The sequence below is a fragment of the Algibacter luteus genome (genome assembly GCF_900141715.1).
Classification (GTDB): Bacteria; Bacteroidota; Bacteroidia; order Flavobacteriales; family Flavobacteriaceae; genus Arenitalea; species Arenitalea lutea.
Genome location: NZ_FQYK01000004.1, coordinates 54,919 through 70,052, shown reverse-complemented (window position 1 = coordinate 70,052; position 15,134 = coordinate 54,919). Strand labels below are relative to the sequence as shown.

The following is a 15,134-nucleotide window of genomic DNA, read 5'->3' as shown; positions in this document are numbered from 1 at the left end:
TATGAAACCCAAGCATTAGTCCTTATTCGCTACTTTATTTTTCGCTGAAGCACTCATTTACCAATTTTTTCTCTTAAACCCAACCCGTAAAATTAAGACGAGGGATAGAAATACAACAAATTATTCTTATCTTAATACAAGATATTAGTGTTTAAATGTATTGGTATGGCCTTTAAAAATAAGTTAAAAAAAGACTTAGGATTATTTGATGTTTTTGCTATTAGTACGGGAGCAATGTTTAGTTCTGGTTTCTTTTTACTTCCAGGTATTGCATCGCACTACACTGGCCCTTCTGTTTTTCTAGCGTATTTATTTGCTGGCATATTAATATTACCCACCATGTTTAGTATTGCAGAAATATCAACCGCTCTACCTAGATCTGGCGGCGCCTATTTCTTTCTAGACCGTAGTTTAGGCCCTATTATGGGTACCATCGGAGGGTTAGGCACTTATTTTGCTTTAATGTTAAAAACGGCTTTTGCCATAATTGGTATTGGGGCTTATGCGGCTATTTTCTGGGAAGTTCCCACAAAAATCGTTGCCATTGTTGCAACATTTTTCTTTATGATTTTAAACCTAATAGGTGCCAAAAAAACCTCTGCTTTCCAAAAAGTATTTGTAATATTTCTACTCATAATTTTAACAACCTTTATTATAGATGGTTTTTTTTCAATATTCAACACTGCGTCTATTAATAAAGAATCTATTACATCGCAATTCACTCCATTCTTTTCAGATGGTATAGGAGGTTTGTTTACTACCGTTGGATTTGTTTTTGTGTCTTATCTTGGATTAACCCAAATTGCAAGTATTGCAGAAGAAATTAAAAACCCTGAAAGAAACATTCCTTTAGGTATGATATTGTCGTTAGTTGTTACAGGCCTAATTTATGGGTTGGGTGTATTTTTAATGATTGCTGTAATTGAACCCACAACATTAGCCACAGACATGGCTCCGGCTGCCACTGCTGCCACACAATTTTTTACATGGTTACCTGAAAAGGCCGGGGTATTGTTAATGTCTATAGCTGCACTTGCTGCTTTTGCTTCAACAGGTAACGCTGGGTTATTATCAGCATCACGTTATCCTTTTGCTATGGGACGAGACAAATTGCTCCCTGCTATTTTCTCAAGAATAGGTCGCAAAGGAAGTCCGGTTATTGCCATTATGTTTACCACGGTTTTAATTATTTTATTTATTCTGTTATTATCAGAAGAAGGCATTGTAAAATTAGCCAGTACCTTCCAGTTACTCATTTTTATTTTTATCAATTTCTCGGTGATAGTTTTTAGAAAAAGTAAAATAGAATCATACGACCCCGGCTATTTATCGCCACTGTATCCCTATATGCAAGTTGCTGGTATTGTTATTTCGTTTATTCTTATCATATATTTAGGGTGGATGCCCATTCTTTTTACCACAGGCATAGTAATCATGGGCTTGCTTTGGTATCATTTTCATGCCCGAGGGAAGGTTAAACGAGAAGGCGCCATATTTCATTGGTTTGCACTATTAGGTCAAAACCAAGACAGTGAGCTGGAAAATGAATTGATGACTATTTTAAAGGAAAAAGGGCTAAGAGAAGGCGATCCGTTTGATGAAACAGTAATCAATTCAAAAATTTCAATTTATAAACAACCAGTAGATTTTAAAGACCTTTTAAAAAAAGTTTCTGATAATTATAGTGCTGCATTAAACCTTAATTACAAAGGTGGTATTCATAAATTAATACATTTTACTCCCGATGAATCATTAATAAGTTTACCTGGCGTATTGGTTTTTCATGCAAGACTTAAGGAGGTTTTAAATCCTTCAATGCAAATAGTGATTTCTAAAAATTCTATAGAAGGTATCTTACCTTTTGATGATGATTTTGATATAAAAAGGCCTTTACACATATGTGTGTTTTTGGTTAATTCTGACAATTACCCAAAACAACAATTACGTATGTTGTCAAGGCTTCTTGATATTTTAGAGCGAGAGGATGTTGTAAAAACCCTTATCAATATGGATAGTCACCGTGAAATTAAGGAGTACTTATTGCAAAATGAACGCTTTGTGAGTATAAAACTAAAAAAGGGAACTCCACAAAGCGAAATGATTGGTCTGCAATTAAAGGATACACAGCTTCCTAGCGATGTTTTGGTAGCATTAATTGAAAGGAATAATAAAACTTTTGCTCCTAATGGTTCTACCGTTTTATTGAAAAATGATATCCTCACCATACTTGGTGAAGTTAAATCAATTTCAAAATTATATAACACGTTTATGAGTTACGAAATTGATGATTAGTCACAACATTAGAAACTTAAGATGGCTATAAGTAATTGCTTGTTCTCACCTACTTCTGAAAATCCTAGTAGATTTTCGGTTAGGTGGGGTCTTGTAAAGTTATGTGCTAAACAACGCAACTAACCACAAACAAACACATTTTTAAATATTTGATTAATAAACTTTTTTTGACATAGATTAACTAAAAATTAAACCTTTTAGTATCTTTCTTAACGAATGAAATAAGAAATATTATGAAACTTGAATCTAATGCAACTATACAAATTCAAAAACCAGTTGGAGAAGTTTTTGAAGGGATTGTAAACCCAGAGAAAATGACTAAATATTTCATTTCGGAAAGTACTGGAAGATTAGAAACCGGAAAAGAAGTGATTTGGAAATTTCCTGAATTTGATAATAAGTACCCAGTCAATAAAATTAAAATAGAAACCAATCGTTCAATTTCCTTTGTATGGGACCCTGAAACTATTGTAAAGATTACCTTAGAAGAGTTACCAGACCATAGTACCCTAGTGAGAGTAAACGAAAATGGTAAAGAACTAAATGAAAATAACCTTAAATGGGCTTTAGAAAATTCAGGAGGATGGGCAAATTTCCTCGCCTGTATGAAAGCCTATTTGGAATACGGTATTCAACTTAGAAAAGGTGCATTTGACTTTATGAGAAAAGGTTAATCATTTAAATAGTATCAAAATGTAAGATGCTGCCTAAAAATTCAAAAAGTCACTAATAAGATATTTGCATCCATTTATACTTTACATGAATAGTTGGTAGAAGAAAGGAAGAATAAATGTGAACTTAATTTAAAGCGGGTTAGTTATGAAAAAGCACTTCAACATAATTATTGCAGGCGCTGGAGGTATTGCTGAAGCTGCTGGACTTATTTTGGCAGAATGGAGCACCGTAACACCAACCATTTATATTGGTAACCGTACACTATCTAAAGCTAAAAAAGTTGCCCAATGGATTATGAATGGCACCTCCAAGTCTTGTAAAGTGATAGCATTTCATTTAGATCCGTTACATATTTCTGACGAGGTAAAAACGATATTAAAAAATGGTGATGCACTACTAGATTGCTTACCTGGTAGTTTAGCACCAACTATGGCGATACTCGCAAATAATTACGAACTTCAATATGCTAATCTTACCGAATATGTTGATGAAACCAACCAAATTATAGCTTCATCAAAAAACGCCAAAACAGGTTTCGTGTTGCAAACAGGTTTAGCACCTGGTTATATTGATGTATTATCACATTATATGTTTCAAGAATTTTGCGAGAGCCACCAAGTGGACCGTGTTGCCAGATTAGAATTAAAGGTAGGTGCGCTTACCAATCACGCCATTGCACCACATTTTTATGGATTTACCTGGAGTCCCATTGGTGTAGCCACGGAATATGTAAAAGACTGCATTGTAATTCGAGATTATAAAAAAACATCGCGTCCTGCCCTTTCAGAAAGAAGTGGTATTATCATTAATGGCATTTCTTATGAAGAAGACCTAACCTCTGGAGGTGCAGCAGATCTTCCTGATGCCTTGAGTGGAAAAATTCAACATTTGGATTATAAAACGTTGCGTCATCCAGGGCATTATAATTGGGTTGATAACCAATTAAAAAAGATAAAAAATAACGAGAACCCTATTTCTGATTTGCAAGACATTATGCTGAACGAAATTCCGCATATTGAAGACGACCAAGTAATAATTTATGCAGCCATAGAAGGTAAGGATTCCAAAGGCGTTTTACGCAGACAAGAAATTGCTAAACAAATTAAACCACAACAAATAGGTAAACATAAGTTTCGTGCTATACAAACAACTACTGCGGCTCCTTTGGTGCAGTCAATTCAATGGTTACTCGAAACAAAGCCTCAAGGCGTTATACTTCAAAGTCAGTTAGATGCCGGGGCTTTTTTAAATGGTTCATTTGTAACATCTGTTTATGGTAAGATTAATTAAATTGTGCTAAAAAATTAGCATATTGAGGATTATTAGGATACAATTGAACCAGTTTAATCAATGTTGTTTTTGCTTTTTCGGGTTGATTAGTTTTTGAGTAATGATACGCCAAAGCGTAAAGTAAAGATTCATTGGTATCATCAATAGTCAAGCCCTGTTTTAAAATATTTTCAGCCTTTATATTGTCGTTCACTTGATCATACAATAAACTTAAATTATAATACAATCTTGGGTTTTCTGGCATTTTAGTAATTGCCTTATTTAGCAATTCTATGGCGTCATCGTTTTGCCCTAATTCGGCATATAATAACGCTAACGAATAGTAGGCCGGACCATAATCTGGTTCTTGTTCTATTACAGTTTTAAACGCTTGTTCTGCTTTTGTGAAATTTTGAACGTTGTAATATAAATTAGCTAAGGTTAATCGTAACTGATTGTTCAAATTATCCATGGATAATGCACTCTCATAACCCGCAATACCTTTATCAAAATCTCCTTTTTTTAAATAATAATTCGCTCTTTTTGCTCTTCCACCTACAAAATCAGAATTCGTATCTAAATGTGCAAAAAACTCTAATTTAACTTTTTCATAAAGTTCTTTGTAAGCTTCAGGTACACTACTTTCGTCCATTCCACTTAATCCATAAAAAGCTTTGATTCTCACACTTCGTTTCGGGTCCTTTAAAAGTGGTAAAAATGAATTTACGTAATCGGTGGAGTTTATTTCACTTAAAATATCTATCGTGGCTCCTCTTACTATTGCAGACTCATCATCTAACCATGATAAATACTCATTTATAAAATTTTCTACATTATAATGAGATAATGCTTTTACTGCTGATGCCCTAACCACTTCGGTATGATTTTTATCTTTTATAAGTTCTAATAATCCTGTATCTCCATGTGGCAGTCCCATTACTCCAGGAACCAATTTATCGGAGTAATGAATGGAATCTACAGTGCCAAAAAGCTCTTGAAACGCTTCCCATGCCCATTTATCGTCCTTTTCATGACAACCTGCACAAGCGTTAGGAGTACCATATTTAACACTTAAATCAGGTCTTGGTACTCTAAAACTATGGTCTCGTCTAAAATCGTTACCCATATAAAATTTACCAGGCATATGGCAATTTATACATTGAGAACCATCAGTATCCATCTTATGAAAATGATGTTTTGGTGTATCGTAGTTTTCTGGAACATGACATTGCGCACATAGATTGTTACCTTCAAACTTAAGTTTTAGTGAGTGTGAATTATGGCAATTATTACATGTTACGTTATTCTTATACATTTTACTTTGTGTAAACGATCCGTACACATAATCTTCATCGCGAATTTGACCATCGGCATAATAAATAGGCTCTTCTATTAATTGCGGGAAGTAATGGTCTAGCATGGTTCCTTCAAAATTAAAAGCTTCTGAGAATTGTTCCCTACGCATATGGCAGCGTGCGCATTGGTCTACTAACTCTTTTGGTTTAATATCCGATGTCATATGCATGGTTTTGGTCGAGGCATATTGATCTCCAAGCCTATTCACATCCTCTACATGTTGTTTTCCCGGACCATGACATGCCTCACAATTCACGTTAATAATTGCGTATTTTGTATCGAAGCTTTCGGTTTTTAAATCGTAATTTTTTCTAACATTAGTAGAATGGCAATCGGAACACATGGTATTCCAATTTAACCCACCTCTTGACCAATGCAACCATTCTGAATGTACTACTTTAAAATCAGGGTATAAATCGAACCATTTATTTTTTACAGAATCCCAAGCTGTTCTTAAACATTGAAATCTTCCATCAGGAAATTCTACGATGTATTGCTGTAATGGAGTCACTCCAAAGGTGTAGATTATTTTATAATCATAATATTTGCCATCAGGACCTTCGGTGTTTACAAAGAAATCGTCTCCTTTTTTAAAAAAATGAGAGGTTACTCCTTGACTAGTGAACTTTACGTCATCAAAATTTCCCAAAACGGATTCGTGATTAGCCGAATCCATGGCTTTATCATGATGTGATCCTTTCCACTCTTTAAACTCTTCTTGGTGGCATTCTTTACATTTTCCGTCTCCTAAAAAATGACTATCAGGTATAAGTTTATCTGAAATAAAAACGCCATCATTTTGACTTATATATTCTTGTTCTCCATCTTTTTTACAGCCTATTACCGAATAATAAACGATAAAAAAAATAAGAAGAAATTTGATGTTCATATGAAGAATTTGAATTTTAAAAATACAAATATAACATATAATAAGTCACCCCCTTTCTAAATAAAATACAACGTGTTTTTCATAATTAATCTGATCACTACAATTAATTTGGATACATGATAAGACCAATAAACCCAAGATTATTATTCTTGGGTTTTATATTCAATAGAGTTTTGACTTACTCTTATTAAACACTTAAAAAAACGTTATTATTATTTTCAGAAATTAAAAGAAACATTATTAATCATGCGAAACTTTAAAATCGTAAGTATTAAGATTTGCCGTTAACCTTACACTAGTTTCACCATTCACCCAGGCTACATCAAATACATGCTCTGGTGAATTATGGATTTTAAAACTACCGAGAAATGCTTTTGAAGTGTTTCTTAAACGAATTAACTCTAATTGTTTAATTACGATATCTTTTGATAGGCCTTCTTTAACCTCTTGCATGTTTATGGTTGTTCTATTTATTTCTTTATGCCCTCCGCTACCTCCAGCATCAGCAGCTGCATAATTGTTTTTTCCTGCAAAAAGATCTAAATACCATATTTGAGGTGTCCCAGGCATAAACAATTGAATGGCTCTAGCTACCAACAGTTTTTTTTCATCTTCACCTAATGCACTAAAAAATGTAGCGTTAACTTGATAGTAAGAAATCTTATTACCAGATGCATCGTAAAGATTCTTTACACGACCACCACGTTCTAAAATTACGGACATAATAGATTCAATTTCATGATCTTCTAGCAGTCCTTTATTATAAATTCCATTAACCTCTTTTCCTTTTAAATCTAAAACAGGAATCCCGTCGTGGCAACCTAACATATTTACCGTTTTATAATCTTTGGCTATAATTTCTTTAGCCCAATTTAAAATCGCTTTACTTGAATGTTCTTCAAGTGTATGAATCATTAATCCTGGTAGAAAAAAATCGTAAATCTGATAACCTTCTTCGGCTACTTCATTATGCAGGTTTAAACCATATTCAGCATGAATTTCTGGCAATAAAATTAACTCGTTTTTATCTGCTATTTGTTTTATGCGTTTCAAATAATCCCAAGTTCCCGGTTTATTGAAAAAGTTCGATTGACCAACTTCTTTGTGTAAATAAGCAAATGCATCTAACCTTAAAATTTTGCATCCAAAATCTTTCAATTTGGCGAGCGTTTCTTCATAAAATTCCCAAACAAGTTCAGATTTTGCATTCACATCCATTTGTCCTAAATAGCTGCGTTTTATATTGACAATTTTAAGTATATCACTTTTAAGATGATTACAATCTCCAAAGTCTATACTCGAAACATCTTGATTTTCTTCAATGGCTTTATTAATATTTTCTGAAATGAATTTAGCTTGCCAACTGTTTAATTCTTCAATACTTTGTAATTCGCTTTCAGAAATTTTATGGTAAGTTATTTGCTGATAAAAGGTATTCCAATACGGCTTTTCTGAACCATCTGGAAAAAGCACCTTCAAAATTGGAAGTCCAGATTTTCGCATGAACAATTTACTCAGATATTCTTTATGTGGAACTATTATTCCATCTTCATTCATGGTTCCGTTTCCTTCCCAAAAGGTATTCCAGTTGATAAAGAAGTCTTTATATTTTGAATTATCTCCGTGTTCTAACAAATCTTTGAACTGTGGAGATGCTACCGATAAATGATTGAGAACAATATCGAATTTTAATGAAACATTCAACTTCTCTAAATCTTCTAAATCTGAAACTGAAACTAGGTCTTTATTCAAATTGTAATCAATGATTGAAAAGCCTCTGTCTAAATCGCTATTAAAAAATGTTGGTAAGACATAAAAAAGCGAAAATGCATTTTTAAACTCAGGCATTTTAAGCATTTTAACAATATCGCTTAAATTGTTACCAATACTATCTGGGTATGCATTAAGCATTACACCATTATTAATGCTTGTATTCTTTTTTACTTCAGACATTTATTTTATTTATTAAAGAAGTTGTGATAACACGTCTATGTTATTTGGTAATCTGCCAACATTTTGAAGTTTTAATGCCGCTAGTTTAAGTGCAACTTTTAAACATTCTTCAATAGGTTTTTCTTTTAAATAGGCAAATAGAAACCCAGACCAGAAGGCATCACCAGCGCCAGTGGCATCCATAACCTGTTCTATTTTCATTGCAGGTAATTGAATAATGCCATTTCCTTTTTGAGATAATTTAACACCTTTACTACCAAGAGTTAGGCATATCGTTTCAACCCCTAAATCATGGAAAAATTTAAAAATATCCTCATGTGGCAATTCCTTTTCAAATAAACGAAGCATATCATCTTCACTAATTTTAATAAGCGGATTAAATCTGCAATAGTCCTTTATTACTTTTATAGCATCTTCATGAGAAGTCCATAATTTCTTAGCATAATTTATATCAATACTAAGCTTACAACCTAAATTATAAGCTTCTTCAGCTTTCTTAAGAATAACCGATTGCGCTGGTTCTTTACTTAACGCGAAACATGTGGTATGAAAAATATTTGTGTTGTAGAGTGTTTCCGTAGAAATCTGATGTTCTAAAATATAAGCATCGGCTTCTCTAAATGGAATAAAATCTGGTGTACTATCCGTTCTTGAAACAAAAATTACACTTGTAGGTTTAGTGCTTATTCTATTGATGTAATCTGTATTAACTCCAACTTCATTTAATCTTTCTAAAATATAGGTTCCGAAACCATCATCGCCTACTGTGGCAACCAAAACTGCATTAAGTCCTAATCTGGCCGAATTCATCGCGACATTTGCTGGTGAACCTCCTAAATAACGATGATAATCTCTTGTTTGATCTATTTGAGCACCAATTTGATGACCAATAAAGTCTACAAGCACCTCACCCACGGATAAAATATCAATACTTTTCAATTTGGTTTCGTCTAGTTTTTAATTCTTTAGAACAAATTACAATTACAAATTCCATAATATCAAATTCTGACGCCAAAATAGTTTTTTAGCTACACGAAAACGATTTCGAAAGCTTTCAAATTCTTTAGTTTCTATAAGTTTTAAACCTAAAATTTGATTTTTCTTTTTGTCAATGCCGTTAGAAAAGCAACAATTGATAATATAAACAAGGCGAAAAAGCTTACTTTCAAATTGAAAGTGTTTGAAATATAACCCAATATAACTGGTCCTAGAAGAAAGCCTACGAACCCAACTCCGGATACAAAAGAAATACCTACAGATGCATTTACGCCTTCTGTTTTTCCTGCTATCCTAAATAATTCTGGAATGATTACAGATAGCCCCAATCCTAAAATACCAAAACCTAAAATAGAAGTATAAAATTGACTCGTTAATATGGCCAAATAGCCGATACTAGCCAACACACATCCAAGTAATATAATTTTTATTGAACCGATGTTTTCACTTATTTTATCTCCAAAGAAACGTCCGATAGTCATAGTTGTTGAGAAAACTATAAACCCAATTCCAGCTAAATTATTTTTAGCTACTCCAATTACTTCAGTGAAATAAAGCGTACTCCAATGCTCAATAGCTCCTTCACTACACATAATGACAAATGCTATTAAAGCTATGGTATACAAAGGTTTTAGCGTTTTAAAATGATAGCTTGTTTTCTCTTTTGGCACAACTTTTTCAGCAATAAGAAAGTAATGTTTACCTAAGACTAAATTAACCAATATGATAAACGATACCATAACAACCATATGATAAAATGGTTTGGTGAAAAATGGCATTAAAAGACTACCCAACATGGCGCCTAAAGCACCTCCCAAACTAAAAAATCCATGAGCTGCAGACATGATACTACATGTATTGTTTCTTTCAACTTCAGAAACTAAGGCATTCATAGCTACATCTGTAGTTCCTAAAAATACTCCTGCAAAAAATAATGAAACACAAAGCATTAAATAACTTGTAGCTAACAACGGTAACAAAAATGCCATTGAAAATAATAAGACGCCTATTAATGTATATCGCCCTAAGCCTATTTTTTTACTTAAAAAAGGTACAAAAGGAATAAATAATAAAACGCCTAATGCCAAACTAAATAGAGCCAAGCCCAATTCTGAATCATTGAGTTCTAATTTTTCTTTAACATAAGGTATGTATAAAACCCAAGTACCAATAATAAAATTCAGTGAACTAAACACCCAAACAGGTGCAAAATATTTCAGGTTTGTTAAAATTAATTTGAGTGAATTCATTTATCGTCTTTAGAAAATCTTTTCGGGTTCTATAAGTTCGTTTAATTTTTGAATAAATTTTTCCTCTAACAAGTTTAAACCATACTGATAAGAAGCGTTCATCCAACCAAACCCTTCTTGAGAAATATATTCAAAGTCGGTACCAACATTTCCGTATTCTGCAAATACTTTGTGAGTAGCTTCAACAACATCGTATTTTTCTGGTATAGTACCGTTATAATCCACCGCATTCTTAGTAATCATAAATAGCCAACGGTAAATTAATTCTTGAGCTTCTTGATTACAACCGTAATTGAACAACCCTTTCCAAATCATCATTTGATGAGGTGCCCAACCATTAGGATAATCCCATTGGCGTGCAGGACGCTCATTCGTAATATCTCCTCTACTTGCTTTGGTACTACCTGCAATTCCTCCTTTTTCCTTTAAAAGCGGTAATGCATTTTTAACTATTGCTTTAGCTTGTTCTAAACTAGCTATATTACACCATAACGGCGTGAATGTAGTTGCAGCCACAAATGTAGATTGCGTTTTCGTAACATGATTATAGTCTACATACAAACCATTTTCAGAGTTCCAACAAAACGAATTAACCAATTGTTTTCTCTTTTCTGCTTTTTTCAACCAATATGAACTTGTGTATGTTTTTGAATTGAATTCAAAACTATCATCAAAAACATCTTTTATCAATTCAGCAAAATCTAATTCGTATTTGTAAAGCAATACATTGAGTTCTACTAAATTTAAATCGGCACAATTACCTTCAATTCTATAAGAAGTATCGTGTCCCGACTCTCTTACGGTTCTATCATGCAAAAAGTAAGTATCTAAAAAATCATTTTGCAATTCGCCATTTTGATATTTCGAAATATAATCTTCAATGCTACAATGTACTTTATCTGCAAAAGGTTTTAAAATGGCATCATAATGGCCTTCTTCACATTCAGGAGGTATCCCTAAACCTTCAGCTAAATATCTATTTAATCCATTTTCTGTAAGCCTTTTACCTTGAACCATCCAAACCGTTTCGTATTCTTTGATTGCTGTCTTTAAATGATTATTTAACCAATTTTTATCCTTAGTAATTTCAAAAACTTCTCTAATTAAACTTGTGTAAAATGGAGGTTGTGTTCTGCTTAAATAATAAGACCTGTTAGCATTTAATATTTTTCCATAATGTTCTATTTCATATTGAAAATTATCAGCCATAGCTTTTGCTAAATCCACTTTTCCATCAATAAGCAACCCAATGGACTCAAAGTAACTATCCCAACCGTACATTTCGTTAAATCTACCTCCCGGAACTACAAAAGGGACGCCTTTAATTTCTCCATTTTCCTTTTCTAATTTCAATGATAAAATACCTGGTTTATCATTTAATGTTTTTACAAATTCAGGTGAAATATCTTCTGGTAACCTAGACGCTTTTATATTTAATTTATCCTCTAAAGTTTTATAGTAATTAAAAGCTAACTCATCTTGAAAAGGAACATAAATAGGGAGTTTTTCTGCAGTAAGCGCTTCGTTTTTTGTGTCTGAAATCAGTTTTTCAACACCTTGAGCATCCATGCTTCTAGTTAACCCTTTCCAGTAATACTCACGAATCATTCGGGATATTCGACTTACTGGCGGTTCGTCAATTTTATGTAATGGAATTTTAACAGACGTTTTACCGTCGTACTTAGCAATAACCAATTCTTGTAGCAAGTTAGATAGTTGATATGTTCCTTTTACAGTATGCTTTGTTCCATCCTCAGACTCTAAATGGAATGCTTTTGGTCCTTTATCTTCAATGGTAATTTTTTTATCACCATCGGTATCTTCTTGAAGTAGTAAACTGTTTAATGTTTCTTCAATTTGTAAATTAAAAATCTTCATTATACGACTACTTGTTTTTTAGACATTCTATCAATAAGCAATACAAAAACAATCAATAACCCCATTGGAATTAGTAAAAAGTAAAATGCATTGGCACCACCAACACTTTCAAAAAGTTCGCCAACTATTCTTGATCCAATTGTACCGCCCAATGCCGAAAAAATGATAATTAAACCAGACATGGGTGAATGTAAACTCTTTGGTAATGAACTTAATACCGTAGAGTTAAGCAACGGATAAATGGGCGCAATAAACAAGCCAATTAAAGGTAAAATAAAACCTAAAGTTGGCACATCTGATAAGCTGGTAATTTCGCCAATCGCTTCAACGTCGCCTTGCAGTTGCGGTAAAATATAAATCAAAATACCTCCTGAAATCACAACACAAACTACCACTAATACCACCCAATTTATATACTTGGTTAGGAAACCTGCAATGAATCTTCCTAGTGCCAAGGTAAGCGCTAGAATACTTGCCATTTGGACACTTAACACAGAATTAAAATTGAATATTTTTTTATTGAATGTTGGTAACCACGTCATAATACCTTGTTCTATCATAACGAACAAAAATGCTGAAATAATAAAAACCAAAACCAAAGGCACAATTATCAATTTAATAGACTCCATTAAATCGTCCTTTAAACTGCTACCAATAGCTTCAACTTCATACTCAACCTTTGAAAAAAGTAGAAATACAAAAGAAAGTGTAATAAGTCCACATAATAGATAATAGACATTTAACCAAGAATTTTCATCTTCAGAATAAAAAGCAGGGAATAAAAAATAAGCCAATGCAATTCCTACCATAAAAAACCCTTCTATAGAACTCATTAAAGAGGCGTGTTCTTTTTTTGATGATGTTAATATGCCTATAAGTGAATACACTGATAATTTTATCAATGCAAAACTTACACCTATAGTTAGAAATAACACTTTGGTGTAGAAAAATGAATTACCAAATATCATTTGCAAACAACCAAAAAACACAATAGCTAAAGCCACTAACATGGCTTTTTTATACCCAAAGCGTGGTAAAAACGAGGCAATTAAAAAGGATACTAAAGCAATTGGTAAATCTTTAAACGCCTCTAAAACGGATGCTTGAGACTCGGTTACTTTATAAACATCAATAGATTTCTCGATAACTATGCCAACACTATTTAATAAAATAGCAAAAACAAAATAGTTGAGGTAAATGGAAATCTTAATACCTAAATTTTTCATAATTATATTGTATTAAAATTACTCGTTTATTTCCGACTTCGGTTCGTTTAAACGAAACGCTAATAAAGCGGCAATAATAAAGAAAACACCTGCAAACAGAATAGCATTAATTGCATTTCCTCCTAAAAGATACTTATAAATAGGGCCAAAAGTTAGTGTTTCTATACCCATAGGTATAACTATCATCATATTTAAAATACCCATATAAACACCTCTTCTGTCTTGGGGTACAGCTTTAGAGACCATGGTATATGGAATCCCCATCATAGCTGCCCAACCAATTCCGAATAAAACCATAGGCGCTAAAACCAATGTCATATTTTCTATAAATGGTATTGAAAATAATGCTACTGCAGTACCTATTAAACTAAAAGCATACACTTTCTTACCTCCAAATTTCAAAGTTAGAGGTACTAAAGCAAGTGCTACTACCATCGTTACAATGTTATAAGTCAAACTCATTTGAGCTGATTGTGAAGCGGCATCAGAAATGCCATAATCCATCGTTTTCATAAACAGAGGCGTGATATACTGCCAATAAACAAATAACGCATACCATTGAAATAAGTATACCGCACTTATTTTCCACATAAATTTTGGCATCTCCTTTATGGCTAGACCAATTTCATTAAATGGTTGCCAAACCCGTTCCATAAATGGCTTGCTTTTGGCTTCATTAATCTCTGATAATTCCTCTTCTGAAGGCGGTATTTCGGGAGTTTTTAGAACAGACCATAATACCGTTGAAATTGATAATATGCCTCCTAAAGAAAAAGAATAAAACATCCAGGTTGGTATCACACCATCATCAGAAACAGCCTCGGCACCAAATATTTTTTGAAACAATACAATTGAACCCATGGCAAGTAAAATACCTGCTCCAACAAAAAGACTTTGCATTTGATATCCTAAACTCAATTGTTTTTCAGGAAGTTTATCGCCTACAAAAGCTCTGTAAGGCTCCATAGCCATATTGTTTCCAACGTCTAAAATCCACAACAAACCAACCGCAAACCATAAGACTGGACTTGTAGGAAAGGCAAATAAGCAAATACTACCAATAATGGCACCTATTAAAAAATAGGGCTTTCTTCTACCCCAACGCGGAGACCAAGTTTTATCTGACATAGCACCAATAATAGGTTGCACTACTAAACCCGTTACGGGTCCAGCTATATTAAGAATTGGCAACATATCTTCAGGAGCACCCAGATAAAGAAAAATTGGATTTATAGCCGTTTGTTGTAATCCGAAGCTATATTGAATCCCGAGGAATCCAACATTCATATTGAATATTTGCCAAAACGATAATCTTGGTTTAGTTAGTTTCATGTTTATTTTAGTTAGTTA

10 protein-coding genes are annotated in these 15,134 nt (G+C 33.1%); 3 read left to right on the top strand and 7 right to left on the bottom strand.

Going from position 1 to position 15,134, the window contains the following annotated elements; genetic code table 11:
* Positions 1-165 precede the first annotated feature (165 nt).
* The 3 genes from BUA46_RS08720 to BUA46_RS08710 all read left to right on the top strand — a co-directional run bounded on the left by BUA46_RS08720 (position 166) and on the right by BUA46_RS08710 (position 4,257).
* Positions 166-2,292: an amino acid permease gene (locus BUA46_RS08720; protein WP_019386648.1), complete on the top strand. Its 2,127-nt coding sequence runs from the start codon at positions 166-168 to the stop codon at positions 2,290-2,292.
* A 233-nt stretch (positions 2,293-2,525) separates the two neighbouring features.
* Positions 2,526-2,966 carry an SRPBCC domain-containing protein gene (locus BUA46_RS08715; protein ID WP_019386649.1) on the top strand — a complete coding sequence of 147 codons (441 nt, stop codon included), beginning with the start codon at positions 2,526-2,528 and terminating at the stop codon, positions 2,964-2,966.
* A 145-nt stretch (positions 2,967-3,111) separates the two neighbouring features.
* A complete protein-coding gene (locus tag BUA46_RS08710; protein ID WP_019386650.1) occupies positions 3,112-4,257 on the top strand; it encodes a saccharopine dehydrogenase family protein in 1,146 nt (381 codons plus the stop codon).
* On the opposite strand, the gene BUA46_RS08705 is transcribed toward BUA46_RS08710, so the two are convergent.
* From BUA46_RS08705 to BUA46_RS08675, 7 genes are all read right to left on the bottom strand, one after another.
* Positions 4,250-6,481, bottom strand: a complete 2,232-nt coding sequence (locus BUA46_RS08705) for a tetratricopeptide repeat protein (RefSeq protein WP_019386651.1) — start codon at positions 6,479-6,481, stop codon at positions 4,250-4,252. The two genes, BUA46_RS08710 and BUA46_RS08705, sit on opposite strands and share 8 nt — an antisense overlap.
* A 240-nt stretch (positions 6,482-6,721) precedes the next feature.
* A complete protein-coding gene (locus BUA46_RS08700; RefSeq protein WP_019386652.1) occupies positions 6,722-8,434 on the bottom strand; it encodes an alpha-amylase family protein in 1,713 nt (570 codons plus the stop codon).
* A gap of 12 nt (positions 8,435-8,446) precedes the next feature.
* On the bottom strand, positions 8,447-9,373 hold the full coding sequence (locus BUA46_RS08695; protein ID WP_019386653.1) for a carbohydrate kinase family protein: 927 nt from the start codon (positions 9,371-9,373) through the stop codon (positions 8,447-8,449).
* Between the two features lie 146 nt (positions 9,374-9,519).
* Positions 9,520-10,680 (bottom strand): MFS transporter, encoded by a 1,161-nt coding sequence (locus BUA46_RS08690; protein ID WP_019386654.1) that lies wholly within the window; start codon positions 10,678-10,680, stop codon positions 9,520-9,522.
* 9 nt (positions 10,681-10,689) lie between these two features.
* Positions 10,690-12,558 (bottom strand): alpha,alpha-trehalase, encoded by a 1,869-nt coding sequence (locus BUA46_RS08685; protein ID WP_019386655.1) that lies wholly within the window; start codon positions 12,556-12,558, stop codon positions 10,690-10,692.
* A complete protein-coding gene (locus BUA46_RS08680) occupies positions 12,558-13,784 on the bottom strand; it encodes an MFS transporter (protein ID WP_019386656.1) in 1,227 nt (408 codons plus the stop codon). The genes BUA46_RS08685 and BUA46_RS08680 overlap by 1 nt, the downstream gene beginning before the upstream one ends.
* An 18-nt stretch (positions 13,785-13,802) precedes the next feature.
* Positions 13,803-15,116: an MFS transporter gene (locus tag BUA46_RS08675; protein ID WP_019386657.1), complete on the bottom strand. Its 1,314-nt coding sequence runs from the start codon at positions 15,114-15,116 to the stop codon at positions 13,803-13,805.
* Positions 15,117-15,134: the final 18 nt, after the last annotated feature.

Coding starts and splice junctions, on each gene's coding strand:
- BUA46_RS08690 (WP_019386654.1), bottom strand. CDS start 10,680: ATGAATTCACTCAAATTAATTTTAACAAACCTGAAATATTTTGCACCT.
- BUA46_RS08705 (WP_019386651.1), bottom strand. CDS start 6,481: ATGAACATCAAATTTCTTCTTATTTTTTTTATCGTTTATTATTCGGTA.
- BUA46_RS08720 (WP_019386648.1), top strand. CDS start 166: ATGGCCTTTAAAAATAAGTTAAAAAAAGACTTAGGATTATTTGATGTT.
- BUA46_RS08675 (WP_019386657.1), bottom strand. CDS start 15,116: ATGAAACTAACTAAACCAAGATTATCGTTTTGGCAAATATTCAATATG.
- BUA46_RS08680 (WP_019386656.1), bottom strand. CDS start 13,784: ATGAAAAATTTAGGTATTAAGATTTCCATTTACCTCAACTATTTTGTT.
- BUA46_RS08700 (WP_019386652.1), bottom strand. CDS start 8,434: ATGTCTGAAGTAAAAAAGAATACAAGCATTAATAATGGTGTAATGCTT.
- BUA46_RS08715 (WP_019386649.1), top strand. CDS start 2,526: ATGAAACTTGAATCTAATGCAACTATACAAATTCAAAAACCAGTTGGA.
- BUA46_RS08685 (WP_019386655.1), bottom strand. CDS start 12,558: ATGAAGATTTTTAATTTACAAATTGAAGAAACATTAAACAGTTTACTA.
- BUA46_RS08710 (WP_019386650.1), top strand. CDS start 3,112: ATGAAAAAGCACTTCAACATAATTATTGCAGGCGCTGGAGGTATTGCT.